Source organism: Actinospica acidithermotolerans (assembly GCF_018139625.1).
Lineage (GTDB): Bacteria > Actinomycetota > Actinomycetes > Streptomycetales > Catenulisporaceae > Actinospica > Actinospica acidithermotolerans.
Map to the genome: position 1 here is coordinate 16,210 of NZ_JAGSOH010000041.1, position 15,979 is coordinate 32,188.

The window sequence follows — 15,979 nt, forward strand, 5'->3', positions numbered from 1 at the left end:
GTGTGGGCCTCGGATCCGCCTCGGCACGCACCAAGCTGATCGCCGCGGGCGCGCTCGCGCTCGTCGTGCTCGCCGCGATCCTGATCCCGCTGCTGGTCAAGGGCAGCGGGAACGGCGGCGCGGCCGGCGGCCCGACGCCCGGCTCGGGTCCCGCGGTCAACCCGCTGACCGGCCTGCCGGGCTCCGCGGGCCGGATCGTCGCCGTGAAGATCGACAACATCGTCTACGCGCGCCCGCAGACGGGGATCGACTCGGCCGACGTCGTCTACGCGATCGAGGTCGAGGGCGGCCTCTCCCGCTTCCTGGCGGTCTTCGACGCGAACCACCTGCCGTCCGGCGGGGTGATCGGGCCGGTGCGCAGCGCCCGGGAGAGCGATCTGCCGATCCTTCAGCAGTACGGCAAGGTCGCGTTCGCCTATTCGGGCGCGCTGTCGAAGTTCCTGCCGCTGCTGGCGCGGGCGGACGTCTTCAACGCCTCGCCGACGCAGGTCCCGAACGCCTTCTCCCGCAGCGGCGACCGCCCGGCCCCATACAACGAGTACGTGAGCCCGGCCGCCGTCCTGCAGAAGTACCCTGATTCAGCCGTGGCGCGCGACGTCGGATTCCGCTTCGGCACGGCGCCGGCCGGGGGAGTGGCCACCGCCTCGTTCACGGCCCGGATGCCCGCCGCGTCCTTCACCTTCACCTGGGACGCGGCCGGCGGCAAGTACCTCGTCGCGATGGACGGGAAGGCCGCGCAGACGACGGACGGCGCCCAGATGGGCGCGCCGACGATCGTGATCCAGAAGGTCGCGGAGACCACGTCCCCGCATGGATTCCGCGACGTCCCGAGCCAGCTCTCGCCGTACGCGCCGACGGTCGGCTCGGGCGCGGATGTGGTGCTGCGCGGCGGTAGGGCGTACGCGGGCTCCTGGTCGCGCCCGACCGCCGCCGATATGACGAGCTACACCTTCGATGGGCAGACGATGACCTTCGCGCCGGGGCAGCTGTGGATCATCCTCGAACCCGCGTGAGGTCCTGCTCGTCGGTCCAGCCCGGCGCGGACTGCTCGCGTGTCGGGGACTTCTGCACGTCCGACTTCGATACGGCGAGGTATGCGACGAGCGCGACGATCAGCACGACCAGCACGCCCGCGACCGGGCCGTCCCCGATGCCCATGCCGCTGACGTTCTTCGGCTTGCCGAGGCCGTCCGCGATCGAGGCGCCGAGCGGGCGGGTCACCACGTACGCGGCCCAGAAGCAGAACACCGTGTTCCAGCGCAGCAGCCGCCAGCCGATCAGCGGGATCAGGATGATGCCGGCGAACAGCGCGGCCGACGGCCAGTAGCCGAGCTTGAGCGTGTTCGCGGTGAAGTCGCCGAGCGCGGTGCCCATCGCGAAGGTCGCCACGACCGCGGCCCAGTAGAAGCCCTCGCGGCGCGGGGTGTCGATGCTGTGGATCGAGAGCGTGTTCTCGATCCGGCTCCAGCTGATGAAGACGGCCGCGAGGAGTATGGCGTAGAAGATCGAGGACGCCGTGTACGGCACGTGCAGGACGACGTGCATCACGTCGGCCGCCATGGTGCCGAACACGCCGACGCCGCACACCGCGAGCCAGTAGCTCCAGGCCCGGTAGCGCGCCTGCTTGAACTGGATGAAGAGCGCCGCGAGGAACGCGGCGAAGCCGAGCACGACCGCCACGGGCGCGCCCAGCGAGGAGTTGACCAGCGCGTCGGACGTCGACTCGCCCATCGCGGTGGAGAGCAGCTTCACCACCCAGAACGCGAGTGCCACCTCGGGCACGCGCAGCGCGCCGGGAGTGGTCAGCGGGGACCTGCCCCGGCCGCGGGAGTGGGGGGTGTGCTGCGGATTGCCGGCTGCTGCTGCGTTCACGCCCCCGAAGTATGCCAGCGTTCGGGGCGCCGGAGTGCCGCCGCGGGCCCCGGGCGGCCGTTCTTAGCCGTTTCTTTAGAGGTGCCTCGGTGCGCGGCCGGAGTCGACGGAGTCCGTGATTGCTTGTTGACCGCAAGTCTTGCGTAGTGCAAAACTTGTGCTGTGAATCCTACGGTGACGAAGACGCCCCTCGCCGCGCCGCGGGCCGATGTGGCCGCGTTCGAGCGGCTGACCCAGGCCCTGGTCGGCATCACGGTGCAGAGCCTGGACGCGCTGGACAGCGCGGTGACGGTCCCGCAGTTCCGGCTGCTGCGCACGCTCGACGGCCTCGGCCGGGTCTCCTGCACGACGCTGGCCGCCGCGCTGGGCACGGCGGCGTCCTCGGTGACCCGTATGGTCGACAAGCTCGAAGGGCCCGGCTACGTCGCCCGCGGCACCGACCCGCACAGCCGCAGCATCGTGACCGTCGAGGTGACGGACGCCGGGCGCGAGGTCGTCACGGCCGTGCTGGAGCGGAGGCACCGGCTGCTCGAAGAGGTGCTCGACGGCATGCCGCCGGCCGACCGGGACCATGCCGCCGAGGCGGCCGGGCGCTTCGTGCAGCTCGCCGGCGACGCGGTCGCCGCCGGGGCGAAGGGGCCGGTGGCCCTGTGAGGGAGTTCGCGAGCGAACCGGTGCGCACTGCTGCGCGCGAGCTCGTGCGCCGGCCGAGCACCGACGAGGCCGGGGCATGAGCGAGAGTCCGACAGCGGCGGAGCAGCGGCGTCGGCAGGTCGAGCTCCCGCGTCACCTCGGGGACTTCTCGCTGACCGCCCGGGTGCTGCCGATCACCGGTCTCGCGCTGATCGTCGGCGCGGCCGGGGCCGGGGCGGCGTACTGCCTGCTGCGGCTGATCGGGCTGATCACGAACCTCGTCTTCTACCAGCGCGTCTCGACGGCGCTGGTCGCGCCGGGCGCGATCCGGCATCCGTGGCTCCTGGTGCTGCTGGCTCCGGTCGTCGGCGGGCTGCTCGTGGGCCTGATGGCGCGCTACGGCTCCGAGAAGATCCGGGGGCACGGCATGCCCGAGGCGATCGAGTCGATCCTGATCGGCGGCAGCCGGGTGCAGCCGCGGGTCGCGATCCTCAAGCCGATCTCCGCGGCGATCAGCATCGGCTCGGGCGGCCCGTTCGGCGCCGAGGGCCCGATCATCATGACCGGCGGCGCGGTCGGCTCGATTCTCGCCCAGGCCCTGAAGCTGACCGCCGACGAGCGCAAGACCCTGCTCGTGGCGGGCGCGGCCTCCGGCATGGCCGCGACCTTCAACGCCCCGCTCGCCTCCGTGCTGCTGGCGGTCGAGCTGCTGCTGTTCGAGTGGCGCCCGCGCAGCCTCGTCCCGGTGGCCTCGGCCGTGACCGTGGCCGTCGTCTGCCGCGGCTGGCTGCTCGGCAGCGGCCCGATCTTCCCGGTGGCCGACCTCGTGCACCCCGGCCCGGCCGCGATCGCGCTCTCGCTGATCCCCGGCATCACCGGCGGCCTGCTCGCGATCGGCGCCACCGGCCTGGTCTACCTCGCGGAGGACGGCTTCAAGAAGCTGCCCTTCCACTGGATGTGGTGGCCCGCGATCGGCGGCGCCGTCATCGGCATCGGCGGCCTGGTCGAGCCGCGCGCGCTCGGCGTCGGATACGACGTGATCGACCAGCTGCTCACCGGGCGCGCCGCGCTCTCGCTGATCCTGGGCATCCTCGTCGTCAAGACGCTGATCTGGTCGCTGTCGCTCGGCTCCGGCACCTCCGGCGGCGTGCTCGCGCCCGTCTTCATGATCGGCGGCTCGCTCGGCGCGCTGGAGGGCGACGTGCTGCCGCACGTGTTCCCCGGCTTCTGGGCCATGGCCGGTCTCGCGGCCGTCGTCGGCGGCGTGATGCGCTCCCCGCTCACCGGCGTCGTGTTCACCCTCGAACTCACCCACGCGTGGAACGACCTGGTGCCGCTGCTCGCGGCCTCGGTGAGCGCGTACCTGCTCTCGGTGCTGCTGCTCAAGCGGTCCGTGCTCACCGAGAAGATCGCGCGCCGCGGCCTGCACCTGACCCGCGAGTACTCCACCGACCCCCTCGAGATCTTCTTCGCGCACGAAGTGATGACCCCGGAGCCGGCCGAGCTGCCGCTCGAGCCGCCGCGAACCCTGATATACGCCGACCAGACGCTGCGCGAGGTCGCCAACGCCTTCGCCGTGCACGAGACGACACGCGCGCCCGTCGTCGATCGCGCCGACCCGACCCGCGTCGTCGGCATGATCGACCTCAAGCAGCTCCTGCACGCCCGCCGCAAAGACCATCACGAGGAACACCACCGGGAGCGCCACCTCGGCGTACGCGAGTACGCCACGTCACTTGCAGGTGAGGATTGATGAGTACGAGGACCGAACCCGAACCGCGTCTGCTCGCCGACCTCGACTGGGTGCTGGCCCAGTCCGCGTCCACGGCCTCCGGGGCGCTGTGGCGGCTGGAGGAGACGGACCGCCAGCTGGACGCGAACCTGATCCGGCTGCGCCCGGACCAGACCGTCGAACTGCACCGGGAGCCCGATGTCGACGTGATGCTGCTGCCGCTGGCCGGCGGCGGCACACTGCGCACCGACAGCGAGGCGATCGCCCTCGCGCCGCATGCGCTGATCTGGCTCCCGCACGGCTCGCGCCGCTCGCTGGAGGCCGGGCCCGAGGGGCTGGCCTACCTGACGGTGCACCGGAAGCGGGCCGGCATGTCGATCAGGCTGCCGAGCGATCCGGAGCAGCTTCGCCGGTTGGAGGCGCGCGAGGAGGCGGACGAGGGCGGCGAGGCCGCCTGCCTGCTGCCGCGCCTGTGCCCCGAGTGCGGAAGGGTTCTGCCATGAGCAAGCTGGTGATCGAGGACGAGCGCGAGCTCGAGCAGAGGTACGCCGCCTACCTGGACGGCAGGCTGGTCGGCTGCGCCAGCGCGATCCTGGTGCGCGAGACGGTCCTCGCGCCGAGCGTCGAGGTCGAGCCGGGCAAGCACGACCTCGGGATCGGCTCGCTGCTGCTGCGCCGGGTGTTCGACGACGCGCGCGCGGAGGGCCACACGGTGCTCGCGCTGTGCCCGTACGCGCGCCGGTGGGCCGATCTGCACCCGGGCTACCGCGACGTGGTCCGCAAGCCGCGCGCGGGCGAGCTCGCGGCTGTCGGATCGCTCATCGCCGCGGACCGCACGATGCGTCTGCTGCATCACGACGGGTAGGTTCGGCCGAGCAGCCGGCGCGATACCGACCGTCGGGTCGGCGGACAGGCCCGCCTCGGGCCACGGCAGCGTGGTCGGCTGCTCAGCTGCAGGTGCGCCGGGGACGGGCCGCGCAGCGGTGGCGCGGGCCGATCGCGGTGCTGCAGCGCAGCGGACGACGGCACCAGGCGGGACGGACGCTCGACCGGAGCCTGCGTGCGGCTATGCCCCCCGGGCCGCTCGTGCTAGGACAACGCATGGAGCCAACCTACCCCCTCGCCCCGGTCCGGTCACAGACCAGGCCGCGGAAGTCGCCGCAGGCCGGAGAAATCGCGGCCGACCACGTGGTTGCGGTCCGCGGCGGTGCCCAGCGTGTAGGCCGGGTAGAGCCCCAGGTACTCGCCGCTCGACGTCTGGCTCCACTGCCGCGCCGGCGCGGTGCTGCTCTTGTGGAAGTTGACCGTGTAGCCGCCCTCGTAGACCTTCAGCAGCGCGAAGCCCCCCGGGTACTCCTTGGTGGCCGCGACCTCGAGGAACTCGACGTTCGCCGCGGTCGGTGAGCTCGTGCGCCGGTTGCGGTGCGTGTGGCCGCTGTGGTGGAAGAACACCCCGGGTGTGGCGGCGTACAGCGCCTCCAGTCGCGTGGCGTCGGCGCGGTCGAGATCGAAGCCCGGCCCCGCGATCGTCGTCAGCGCCGCCTCGTCGGTGACCGGGTGGTGGCCGAACACCAGTGTCGGCCGCTCGGGATCCTGCCCGAGGACCTCGGTCAGCTGCTCGAACTGCGCATCGTCGATCGCGCCGCTCGGAGTGTCGAGCGTCGTGGTGTCGAGGCCGATGAACCGCATGCCGCCGAGCTCGGTCTGGGTCAACGTGCCCTGCGGCAGGTCGTACACGGCCGGCAGGCAGTCGAAGAAGCCTGAGGCGCCGTCCACGGCCGCGCACGTCTCGTACGCCGAGCCGGTCTTCGGCTGGTCGTGGTTGCCGCGCGCGACGACGTAGCCGCGCGGCCCGAGTTCGCCGCCGAGTCGCAGCGGCCCGAACTTGTCCAGCAGCTGCTTCGAGTCGATCAGCTCCTCGGACAGCGCCGCCGAGCTGATGTCCCCGGCCACCAGCAGCGCGTGCGCGCCGAGCCGCGCGGCGTCCTGCGTCATCGCCTCCGTCATCACGACCGGGTACGGCGGCAGCCCCGCCGGCTGCTCGAAGCCGGGAGGGAAGTTCGCGATCACCAGCCCGCTGACGGTCTCGCCGATATGCAGGTCGTTGGCCAGCGCGATCGTGAACAGGTGCCGGCCGCGCGGCGGCACCAGCGTCGTGACCGAGCCCGGCGCGGCCGAGTCGACCACGCCCGAGGACAGCAGTTGGCCGAGCAGGGCCAGGAGCTGAGCGTCCGTCGGATCTGCCGGCAGGACGACGCCGCCGGCCGGATACGTCAGCTCGGGCAGCTGCCGCGCAGGCACCTGCACCTGCGCGGAAAATGCCTGATAGTAGTACGTGGTCCCCGGCCGCAGCCCCGTCACCTCGACGTGGTGGTACGCCGTCTCCCCGCCGCGCTGCACCGCGACGCAGTCCAGCCGGTCCGGGTCGGTCCCGTAGCGCACGTAGCCGTCCGTGGCGACGGCGGCCGGCTCCTGGCTCGGCTGAAACGGTATCGCCGGCGCGGGCCCGGTCGCGGTGTACCAGGTCAGCACGAAGCCGTCGTCGGTGACGGTGACCAGCTCGAGGTCCTGCGGGTAGACGCCCGCGGCCTTCGCGGCGGCGGCCTGGGCGGGATTCATCGCCGCCCCTGGGATGAGGAACCCGGCCGCGGCTCCCGCCGTGGCCATGCTCAGGATCTGACGGCGGCTCAGCGTGCAGCAGTCACCCATGGCCTCCAGCTTCGCAGAACGGCGTGAACCCGTGTGGGAACCCAGGCGAACGTGTCGGGAAGAACGAACCGTCTGCAAAGTTTTGCACGCCTACTTGCGTAAGTTACGAAACTTGCTTGCCATTATTGCGACCATGTGTCTGGAGTTCTACTCTCCAGCGCATGCCCATCACCCGCAGAAAGCTTCTCCTCTCCGCCGCCGCGCTGCCGGCGGCCCAGGCGGCCCTCGGCGCCCTGTCCGCGTCACCCGCCGCGGCCGCGAGCGCCGCCGGCGATGTCGTCGGCAAGATCACGGTCGGCTACCAGGGCTGGTTCGCGTGCATCGGCGACGGCGCCCCGATCGACGCCTGGTGGCACTGGAGCCAGAACGAGGCGCAGCCGCCGTCGCCGAGCAACCAGAACCTCAAGGCCTGGCCGGACATGACGATCTACGACACCGGATACACCACCGCGTACGCGAACCTCAACAACGGCGGCGCGCCGAACCTCTTCTCCTCATACGACCAGCAGGTCATCGACGCGCACTGCTCGCTCATGCAGGCCAACGCGATCGACACCATCGCGCTGCAGCGCTTCGACCCGAACGGCAGCGAGGGCCCGACCCGCAACGCGATCACCGCCAAGCTGAACACCTCGGCGCAGGCGCATGGCCGCAAGTTCTACATCATGTACGACGCCACCGGCTGGACGAACATGGCCACCGAGATGCCCGCCGACTGGACGAACGTGATGTCGCAGTACACGTCGTCCTCCGCGTACGCGCACCAGAACGGCAAGCCGGTCGTCGGGATATGGGGCTTCGGCTTCAACGACGCCAACCACCCGTGGGCCGCGTCCGACTGCCTCTCCGTCATCCAGTGGTTCCAGAGCCAGGGCTGCTACGTGATGGGCGGCGTCCCGACCTACTGGCGCACCGGCGTCAACGACTCGCGCTCCGGCTACCTGAGCGTCTACTCGGCCTTCAACATGATCTCGCCGTGGATGGTGGGCCGGATCGGCACGTCGGCCGACTCGGACAGCTTCTACACGAACGTGAACGTCGGCGATCAGGCCTACTGCAACGCGAACGGCATCGACTACCAGCCCTGCGTTCTGCCCGGCGACCTCTCGGCGAACCAGCGCGCGCACGGCGACTTCATGTGGGAGCAGTTCTACAACATGGTCCGCGTCGGCGCGCAGGGGATCTACATCTCCATGTTCGACGAGTTCGGCGAGGGCAACCAGATCGTCAACACCGCGCCGACCCAGGCGTACGTGCCGAGCAACTCGGGCCTCAACTCCCTCGACGAGGACGGCACCGCCTGCTCGGCGGACTACTACCTGCGGCTTACCGCGGACGGCGGACGGATGCTCAAGGGCCAGATCGCCCTGACGAACGTCCGCCCGACCCAGCCCGTCGTCAGCGGCGGCGGAACCACGCCCGGCACGAACCTCGCCCTGAACAAGCCGGCCACCGGCAGCGGGTACACCCAGGCCTACACGCCCGCGAACGCCGTGGACGGCAACACGAGCACCTATTGGGAAAGCACGGACAACGCCTTCCCGCAGTGGCTGCAGGTCGACCTGGGCTCGCCGGTCCCGGTCGGCAGGATCGTGATGGACCTGCCGCCGTCGACGTCGTGGGCAACGCGCACCCAGACGATCACCATCCAGGGCAGCACCGACGGCTCGACGTACACGACCCTGGCGGCGTCCGCCGGGTATACGTTCAACCCGTCGACCGGCAACACCGCCACCGCCACGTTCGCGGCGGCCCCGGCCCGCTACGTGAAGCTCACCTTCACGGCCAACACCGGCTGGCCGGCGGGTCAGCTCTCGGAGTTGCAGGTGTACGGCAGCTAGACGCGTCTAGAGCGGGCCGTCGTAGCCGTATCGTCGTCACCCCGAGACGAGACCGGGCGCCGACCGGTCGTCCGGCGCGATCCCCGGACACGACGGACCGGGCCGGCTCACTCCGCTCGCCGCCGGCCCGGTCCTGCTCGTGTCCTTCGACGCGTCACGCCATCCGGTACTCGGCGTGGACGAGTTCGAGGAGCTCGGCGACCGAGGTCTCGGCCGTCGGGCGGTCGAAGGTGATCTCCCCGTGCTGCAGGAGGTTCACCCGGTCGCAGACGTCCATGACCTGGCTGTAGTTGTGCGCGATCAGGATGATCGCCAGGTCGCCGCGCTGCCGCAGCCGGTCGATCAGACGCAGGATCTGACCGCCTTCGCGGGCGCCCATCGCGGCTAGGGGCTCGTCGAGCAGGAGCACCTTGGCGGCCGTGTTGACCGCGCGGGCGACCGCGATGGCCTGGCGCTGGCCGCCGGACAGCGCTCTGACCTCGGCGCTGACGGAGGGGATGTTGATGCCGACCTCGGCCAGTGCGTCGACCGCCCGCCGCCGCATCGCCCCGTGCCGCAGGAACGGACCTGCGGTCAGCTCCTTGTTGAGGAAGAAGTTGAGGTACACCGGCAGCTCGTCGACCAGCGCGAGGTCCTGGTACACGGTCTCGACGCCCAGCGAGCGCGCGTGCGCGACCGAGCGCAGGGAGACCTCCTCGCCGCCGAGGACGATCCTGCCGGAGTCCGGCCGGTGGAAGCCGGTGATGATCTTGATCAGGGTCGACTTGCCGGCGCCGTTGTCGCCGAGCAGGCCGAGCACCTCGCCGGCGCGCACGTGCAGGTTGATGTCGCGCAGCGCGGTGACCGGGCCGAAGCGCTTTGAGATGCCCTCCACGCGCAGGGCCTCGGCGCCCGGCCCGGACGCGCCCGGACCGGATTCGGTCCCGGCACCGTTCTCGTCCGGGGCCGCGGCCTGATGCGGCACGTCGGCGCCCGGGGTGTCCGTCTCCTCCTCGCTCATCGCAGGTACTTCCTTCGCAGGCTCGAGATGTACACGTTGAGCAGCATCGCGGCGACCACGGCCACGCCGATCACGACGTCGAACGCGTACGCGTTGACGCCGGTCAGGGTGAAGCCGTTCTGGATGATCGCCAGCAGGACGGCGCCGAACAGCGCGCCGATCACGGTGCCGGAACCGCCCAGCAGCGCCGTGCCGCCGATGACCGCGGCGGCCACGGCCATGAACATCATCTGGGATCCGCCGCTGGTGGGGTCGAAGGAGCCGACCCGCACCTGGTCCACGATTCCGGCCAGCCCGGCGAAGAGGCTGGTCAGCATGAACGTCGCGACCTTCACGCGGTTGACCTTGATGCCGGACTCCGCCGCGCTCAGCGGGTTGCCGCCGGCGGCCTGCGCGTACACCCCGTACTTGGTGTACGACAGCGCCACCTGCATCAGGACGATGATGAGCAGGGCCCAGACCAGCTCCGACCAGCGCCAGCCGCCGAGCACGTCGGCCAGCGTGCCGGTCAGCGGCGGGGGAGTGGGCTCCGCGTTCGACTGGATGTAGGTCATGCCCTCGAGGAAGAAGCCCATGCCGAGCGTCGTGATGAACGAGGACAGGTTGAAGACCGTGCGGATCAGGCCATTGACCAGGCCGATGCCCATCGACACGAGGATCGCCAGCACCAGCGAGAGCGGAACGTCCAGGCCCTGGTTGTAGAAGGCCATCATGACGAAGGGCACGAAGGTGTAGGTGAAGCCGGCCGACAGGTCGATCTCGCCGCAGATCAGCAGCATCGACTCGCCCGCGGCGATGATCGCCCAGGGCGCGAAGTACTGCATGATGATGTGGTAGTTGTTCGTGGTGTTGAACGCCGAGCCGTAGCTTCCCAGCGAGAAGTACGCGAACGCGGCGATCGTCACCAGCACGATGCTCAGCTCGCGGCGCCGCAGCAGGCCTGTGCCGAACCCGGTCCGGGCGGCGGGGGCCGACGGTGCGGAGCGCGTGAGCTGAGGGGTTTGCTGTGCCATGAATCTCTCCAGGCCTCTGGACCTAGCTCTGGACGGTGGACGGCGCGGGCAGGCCGATCGAGCTGGGCATCGGGACGACCGCCTTGTTGGCGCCGCCCTCGATCCAGCTCTTCGAGCTCGCATACGGGCTGACGTTCTCCGAGGTGACGAAGGTCAGGCCGGTGTCCGTGGCCGGCGGGAAGACCAGCGTGCCGGTCATCCGGTACATGAACATGTACAGCACCGGCAGGAACCCCTGCAGGTACGCCGACTGGTCGATGGTGAAGTCCAGCGCGCCGGAGCTCACGCCGGTGATGGAGTCCGCGAGCAGGTCGTAGCCGCCCGCGTGGACCTGGCCCTTGATGCCGTACTTGGAGATCATCTCGGCGATCGACGCGGTCGAGCCGGCGTCCACCGCGTAGATGCCCTTCGCGGCCTTCAGGCCCTGGTAGGCCGACTCCATCGCCGAGAGCTCGTCGGCCTGCGCGGCGCCGGTGTCCACCGTGTGCACGGTCACGCCGGGCGCCTTGGCCGCGAGGGCGGCCTTGAGTCCGTCGAGGCGCGGCTGCACGTTGAGCGAGCCGGGCTGGGAGATGCCGACCAGGATGTCGCCCGAGGTGACCTCCGTGGCGATCTTCAGGCCCATCTGGTAGCCGGACTGGTAGAGGTCCTGGCCGACGTAGGCGAGCGCGTAGTTGCCGGAGGCGTTGGCGTTGTACGCGATCACCGGGATGCCCGCCGCGAGCGCCGCCTTGGTGGGGGCGATGAACGCGTTGGAGTCGGTGAGCGGGATCGCGATCCCGGCCACGTTGGCGGAGATCGCGGTCTCGAAGGCGCTGACCATCTCGGAGACCACGCCGTTCTCCGAACCCGTCCAGGTGGGCGCGGGCAGCCCGAGCAGGCTCGCCGCGTCCTTCATGCCGCTCTGGGTGGGTGCGAAGAAGGAGTTGGTGGTGACGTGGTTGATGAAGGCGAACTTCCAGGCCGAGGTCTTCGGGAAGTCGCCGATGCTGCCGGTGGAGCTCGAGGTGCGGCTGCTGCTGCACGCGGCCAGCGCCGTGGCGGCCAGCGCCGCCCCGCCGCCGAGGCCGAGCGCCCGCAGCACGGACCGCCGCTCGAGCGACCCGCCCTCCGCGCCGGTGGTGGCCGGCGCGGAGGGGAATTCCTGTCCTGCTATCGATCCAGACATGAAGCAGACCTCTTCGTCGCTGTGTGTCGGCTGATAAGTCAGTGGTGACAGTATTCAGTTGTTATGTGGGTTTATATTCCTCGGCGTCAGCGTCTGCTGCCGCCGAAGTACTGGGCCCTGATCCGGTCGGCCAGGATCGCGACGCCGAGCACCACGCCCTGCGCGACGGTCTGGTAGTACTCGCTCACGTTCACGGCGTTGAGGCCGTTGGTGATGAGCTCGAGCAGGATCGCGCCGGCCGCGATGCCGACGATCCGGCCCTCGCCGCCGAACAGGGACACGCCGCCGACGACGGCCGCCGCGATCGCGGTCAGCTCGTAGCCCGAGGCGGCCACCGACGGGTCGGCGACGCCGAGCCGTCCGATGATCAGGATGCCGACGAGGCCGGCGAGCGTGGAGCTGACCACGTAGGTGCTGGTGACCCGGCGCTTGACCGGGATGCCGGCCAGCCGGGCGGCCTCCGCGTTGCCGCCGACCGCGTAGATCTGCCGGCCCACGTAGGTGCGCTCCAGGGCGAACCAGGTCGCCACGGCCACGACGAGGAAGATCAGCGCGGGGACCGGCACCGGGCCGACGTAGTACAGCGACAGGTCGCCGAAGATGTTGGACATGCCGGTGATCGGGGTTCCCGAGGTGACCGACAGGGCCAGGCCCTTGCAGATCGTGAAGGTCACCAGGGTGATGACGAACGGCGGCACGTTCAGCTTGTTGACCATGGTGCCGTGCCACAGGCCGATCGCGGCGCAGACCGCCAGGGTCAGGACGATCGCCACCGGGCCCGGCAGGCCCTCGTTGACGTTGAACCAGCCGGCCAGGATGCCGGCGAAGCCCGCCAGGCCGCCGACCGACAGGTCGATGCCGCCGGTCAGGATGACGAAGGACTCGCCGATGGCCAGAATGCCGAACTCGGCCAGGTCGCGGCCCATCACCTGGAGGTTGTCGGTCGAATAGTAGGTGGGGGCCGCGATGGAGAACCCGATGAAGGCGACCAGGCAGGCCAGCACGACGCCGGCCTCCGGGGTCGCCGCGAGCTTGCGCAGCAGGTTCGAGCCGGCCGAGGGCGCGGCCGCCGGCGCGTCGGCTGGGGTCAGAGTCGGGGCGCTCACGTCGGGTTTCCGTTCAGCTCGGTGCGGGATTGCGCGACTCCGGTCGCCGCGGCGGTCATGATGTTCTCCTTGGTGGCATCGGCGCGTTCGATGACGGCGGCCACCCGGCCGCGGTGCATCACCGCGATGCGGTGGCAGATCCAGAGCAGCTCCTCGAGCTCCGAGGAGGCGGCGACCACGGCCATGCCGGACTCGGCGGCCCGGTCGATCAGCTCGTAGATCTGCGCCTTCGAGCCGACGTCCACGCCGCGGGTCGGCTCGTCCAGCAGCAGCAGCCTCGGCTCGGCCGCGAAGGCCCGGCCGAAGATCGCGCGCTGCTGGTTGCCGCCGGAGAGCGAGCCGATCGGCTGGTCCACGGACTGCATGCGCACCTTGACGTTGTCGGTGATCTTCACGGCCTCGGCGCGCAGCCTGCGCGGCCCGAGCACGCCGCGGCTGCTGATCCGCCGCAGCACGCTGACCGTGACGTTGTCCCGGATCGGGGCGAACAGCACGAGCGACTGCTGCTTGCGGTCCTCCGGGATCATCGCGATCCCGGCCGCCACGCCCTGCTCGGCGTTCTTCGGTGCGTAGGTCTTGCCGGCCAGCGTCATCGACCCGCCGGTCGACGGCTGCGCGCCCGCGATGGTGTGGATCAGCCTGCTGCGACCCGAGCCCATCAGCCCGGCGATGCCGAGGATCTCGCCCTCGCGCACCGTCAGGTCCACCGGGCCGAGGCCGTCCGCGGTGAGGTCGGTGATCTCCAGCAGCGTCGGGGCGCTCGCCGGCGCGTTCTTCGGCTCGCTGTGCGCGACCTCGTTGCCGACCATCTCGCGGATGAGCCGGTCCTCGGTCGCCTCCTCGGGCGTCAGGTCCGCGACCAGCCGGCCGTTGCGCAGCACGATCACCCGGTCGGCGATCTCCCGCACCTCGTCAAGCCGGTGCCCGATGAACAGCACCGCGCCGCCCTGATCGGCGGCCCGCCGGGCCAGGTCCAGCACCAGTCGGGCCTCGACCGGGCCGAGCGAGGAGGTCGGCTCGTCCAGGATCAGCAGCTTGGGCTCGCGGCCCCAGCCCTTGGCGATCTCGATCAACTGGCGGGCGGGCACCGGCAGTTCGCGCACGGCGCGGCGCACCGGGATCGTCGCCGGGTCGAGGCCGATCGCGGCGAGCATCGCCTCTGCGGCGCGCCGTTGCGCCCCGCGGTCGACCACGACCCGGCGGCGCGAGTCCGCCGGCCGTCGGCCGAGCAGCAGGTTCTCCGCCACCGAGAGCTGTCCGACCAGCGGGAACTCCTGGGAGACCAGGGACACCCCGAGCCGCGCGGACTCGGCCGTGGAGCCGGCGACCAGCTCCTGCCCGTCGATCTCGATCTCGCCTCCGTCGCGGCGCACAGACCCGGCCAGGGTGCCCATCAGCGTGGACTTGCCCGCGCCGTTCTCGCCCACCACGCCGACCACCTGGCCGGCGTAGAGGTCGAGCTCGGGCAGGTCCAGCACGCGCACCGGGCCGTAGGTCTTGTGAACCCCCCTCAGCCGCGCGACGACCGCGCGGCCGAGGGAGGGCGCCGACTTCTCGAGAGTCGGTTCCACTGTCATCGTCAGCCGATTCCGAGCTGGGTCTCGAGGGAGGTGTACTGCGAGTAGTCCGACTTGGTGATCACGCCGACGCCGGAGCTGAGCGTGGTGCCGTCCGACTCGAGGTAGGGCTTGACGATGGCCATCGTCGCGTCCGAGCCGAGGACCTTCTCCGCCGCCAGGATGTAGGCGCCGGTGTAGCCCTGGTAGTACGGCATCTGCGCGACGGTCGCGGCGATGGTGCCGGACTGGACCGCGGACAGGGTGGCCGGGTCGGTGTCGTCGGAGACGATCGCGATCTGGCCGGTCTTGCCCGCCGTGGTGACGGCCTTGGCCAGGGCCGGGCCGTCGTAGGAGTAGACGCCGTACAGGCCCTTGATGTCCGGGTGGTTGGCCAGGATCGTCTCGGCGTCCGACTGGGCGGTCGAGGCGGACAGGTTGTCGTTCTCGGTGACCGTCACGTTGATGCTCGTGCCGGCCAGCGCCTGCTTGAAGCCGGCGATGCGCTCGGTCGCGTTGGCCGCGGTGAGCGAGCCGACCAGGATCGCGACGTTGCCCTTCCCGCCGAGCTCGGTCTTCATCGCCTCGCCGGCCTGGTAGCCGGCCTGCTCGTTCGGGGTGCCCAGGTAGAGGCCCTGCGCGGCGGTGCCGGGCAGCGGGGAGTCGATGGCGAGCACGAAGATGCCCTTGGACACGTCGGTCGCGATGGCGGACTTGGCCGACGCCGGGTCGATCGCGGAGATCGAGTAGCCGGTGATTCCCTTGCCGCGCAGCGACTCGAGCTCGGAGTCCTGCTCGGTCAGCGTGCCGTTCGGCGGCGCGTAGAAGATGCAGTTCGAGGAGCTGATGCCGAGGGCGGTGCAGCCCGCCTGGAAGCCGGTCTTGCCCGCGTTCCAGTAGTCGGCGGCCACGTTGACGACCATGGCGATGTTGACGCCGGACAGGCTCTTGCCCTTGAGCGCCGCGGCGATCTTAGTGTCCAGGGCGGTGAGGTTCGCGTCGTTGAACGACACGTTGCCCGTCAGGGTGACCGCCGCGGCCGTCGTGCTCGAGCTGGCGCTGGTGGTGCTTCCGCTTGACTTCGAGCAGCCGGCGGCGGTGAGCGCGATTATCAGTGCCGTGGCGGCAACGGCGGTCTGGTGTCGCTTGATCCTCATTGATCAGTGCCCTTCGAGAGTGTGAGGGTTGGTGGTGCTGGAAAAGTGGGTGGTGCCTCGGTTCTCGTGGTGCGCTTTGGTGCGAGGTGGAGCGAATGGTGCCGGTGGTGCGTCCCGCCGGGAATGCGGCGGAAGTCTTTGGGGAGCGCGGGCGGCGGGGGGTGTGCGGCCCTCGCCCGCCGCCCGCGCTGG

14 protein-coding genes are annotated in these 15,979 nt (G+C 70.6%); 6 read left to right on the forward strand and 8 right to left on the reverse strand.

Going from position 1 to position 15,979, the window contains the following annotated elements; translation table 11 throughout:
- Positions 1-2: 2 nt before the first annotated feature.
- Positions 3-1,013: a DUF3048 domain-containing protein gene (locus KDK95_RS15610; protein ID WP_307844378.1), complete on the forward strand. Its 1,011-nt coding sequence runs from the start codon at positions 3-5 to the stop codon at positions 1,011-1,013.
- On the opposite strand, the gene KDK95_RS15615 is transcribed toward KDK95_RS15610, so the two are convergent.
- Positions 994-1,872 carry a COG4705 family protein gene (locus KDK95_RS15615; protein WP_212518892.1) on the reverse strand — a complete coding sequence of 293 codons (879 nt, stop codon included), beginning with the start codon at positions 1,870-1,872 and terminating at the stop codon, positions 994-996. The genes KDK95_RS15610 and KDK95_RS15615 overlap by 20 nt on opposite strands.
- Before the next feature lie 174 nt (positions 1,873-2,046).
- Between KDK95_RS15615 and KDK95_RS15620 the strand changes: the two genes are divergently transcribed.
- From KDK95_RS15620 to KDK95_RS15635, 4 genes are all read left to right on the forward strand, one after another.
- Positions 2,047-2,526, forward strand: a complete 480-nt coding sequence (locus KDK95_RS15620; protein WP_212518893.1) for a MarR family winged helix-turn-helix transcriptional regulator — start codon at positions 2,047-2,049, stop codon at positions 2,524-2,526.
- A gap of 76 nt (positions 2,527-2,602) precedes the next feature.
- Entirely contained in the window at positions 2,603-4,258 is a 1,656-nt protein-coding gene (locus KDK95_RS15625) for a chloride channel protein (RefSeq protein WP_212518894.1), read from the forward strand.
- Positions 4,258-4,740, forward strand: a complete 483-nt coding sequence (locus KDK95_RS15630) for a cupin domain-containing protein (RefSeq protein ID WP_212518895.1) — start codon at positions 4,258-4,260, stop codon at positions 4,738-4,740. The genes KDK95_RS15625 and KDK95_RS15630 overlap by 1 nt, the downstream gene beginning before the upstream one ends.
- Positions 4,737-5,102: a GNAT family N-acetyltransferase gene (locus KDK95_RS15635; protein ID WP_212518896.1), complete on the forward strand. Its 366-nt coding sequence runs from the start codon at positions 4,737-4,739 to the stop codon at positions 5,100-5,102. Before KDK95_RS15630 ends, KDK95_RS15635 begins: the two co-directional genes overlap by 4 nt.
- Positions 5,103-5,371: 269 nt before the next feature.
- Here the strand turns inward: KDK95_RS15635 and KDK95_RS15640 are convergent, their stop codons facing one another.
- Positions 5,372-6,946 (reverse strand): purple acid phosphatase family protein, encoded by a 1,575-nt coding sequence (locus tag KDK95_RS15640; RefSeq protein WP_212518897.1) that lies wholly within the window; start codon positions 6,944-6,946, stop codon positions 5,372-5,374.
- Positions 6,947-7,107: 161 nt separating this feature from the next.
- Between KDK95_RS15640 and KDK95_RS35850 the strand changes: the two genes are divergently transcribed.
- A complete protein-coding gene (locus tag KDK95_RS35850) occupies positions 7,108-8,787 on the forward strand; it encodes a glycoside hydrolase family 99 protein (protein ID WP_249161355.1) in 1,680 nt (559 codons plus the stop codon).
- A gap of 154 nt (positions 8,788-8,941) precedes the next feature.
- Here KDK95_RS35850 and KDK95_RS15650 read toward each other — a convergent pair whose 3' ends face one another.
- The 6 genes from KDK95_RS15650 to KDK95_RS15675 form a co-directional block, all read right to left on the reverse strand.
- Complete coding sequence (locus tag KDK95_RS15650) at positions 8,942-9,787, reverse strand: ATP-binding cassette domain-containing protein (protein ID WP_212518898.1); 846 nt, start codon at positions 9,785-9,787, stop codon at positions 8,942-8,944.
- Positions 9,784-10,800, reverse strand: coding sequence for an ABC transporter permease (locus KDK95_RS15655; protein WP_212518899.1), 1,017 nt, complete (start codon positions 10,798-10,800; stop codon positions 9,784-9,786). Before KDK95_RS15655 ends, KDK95_RS15650 begins: the two co-directional genes overlap by 4 nt.
- A 22-nt stretch (positions 10,801-10,822) precedes the next feature.
- On the reverse strand, positions 10,823-11,968 hold the full coding sequence (locus KDK95_RS15660) for a substrate-binding domain-containing protein (RefSeq protein ID WP_212518900.1): 1,146 nt from the start codon (positions 11,966-11,968) through the stop codon (positions 10,823-10,825).
- Positions 11,969-12,054: 86 nt separating this feature from the next.
- The gene (locus KDK95_RS15665; RefSeq protein WP_212518901.1) at positions 12,055-13,074 is read right to left on the reverse strand and encodes an ABC transporter permease; all 1,020 of its coding nucleotides are present in this window, start codon (positions 13,072-13,074) and stop codon (positions 12,055-12,057) included.
- Positions 13,071-14,651: a sugar ABC transporter ATP-binding protein gene (locus KDK95_RS15670; protein ID WP_212518902.1), complete on the reverse strand. Its 1,581-nt coding sequence runs from the start codon at positions 14,649-14,651 to the stop codon at positions 13,071-13,073. The genes KDK95_RS15665 and KDK95_RS15670 overlap by 4 nt, the downstream gene beginning before the upstream one ends.
- 2 nt (positions 14,652-14,653) lie before the next feature.
- Entirely contained in the window at positions 14,654-15,787 is a 1,134-nt protein-coding gene (locus KDK95_RS15675; RefSeq protein ID WP_212518903.1) for a substrate-binding domain-containing protein, read from the reverse strand.
- Positions 15,788-15,979 lie beyond the last annotated feature (192 nt).

Excerpts from the sequence above, each read along its gene's own strand:
- KDK95_RS35850 (WP_249161355.1), top strand. The coding sequence starts at position 7,108 with ATGCCCATCACCCGCAGAAAGCTTCTCCTCTCCGCCGCCGCGCTGCCG.
- KDK95_RS15630 (WP_212518895.1), top strand. The coding sequence starts at position 4,258 with ATGAGTACGAGGACCGAACCCGAACCGCGTCTGCTCGCCGACCTCGAC.
- KDK95_RS15675 (WP_212518903.1), bottom strand. The coding sequence starts at position 15,787 with ATGAGGATCAAGCGACACCAGACCGCCGTTGCCGCCACGGCACTGATA.
- KDK95_RS15655 (WP_212518899.1), bottom strand. The coding sequence starts at position 10,800 with ATGGCACAGCAAACCCCTCAGCTCACGCGCTCCGCACCGTCGGCCCCC.
- KDK95_RS15625 (WP_212518894.1), top strand. The coding sequence starts at position 2,603 with ATGAGCGAGAGTCCGACAGCGGCGGAGCAGCGGCGTCGGCAGGTCGAG.
- KDK95_RS15635 (WP_212518896.1), top strand. The coding sequence starts at position 4,737 with ATGAGCAAGCTGGTGATCGAGGACGAGCGCGAGCTCGAGCAGAGGTAC.
- KDK95_RS15650 (WP_212518898.1), bottom strand. The coding sequence starts at position 9,787 with ATGAGCGAGGAGGAGACGGACACCCCGGGCGCCGACGTGCCGCATCAG.
- KDK95_RS15640 (WP_212518897.1), bottom strand. The coding sequence starts at position 6,946 with ATGGGTGACTGCTGCACGCTGAGCCGCCGTCAGATCCTGAGCATGGCC.
- KDK95_RS15670 (WP_212518902.1), bottom strand. The coding sequence starts at position 14,651 with ATGACAGTGGAACCGACTCTCGAGAAGTCGGCGCCCTCCCTCGGCCGC.
- KDK95_RS15660 (WP_212518900.1), bottom strand. The coding sequence starts at position 11,968 with ATGTCTGGATCGATAGCAGGACAGGAATTCCCCTCCGCGCCGGCCACC.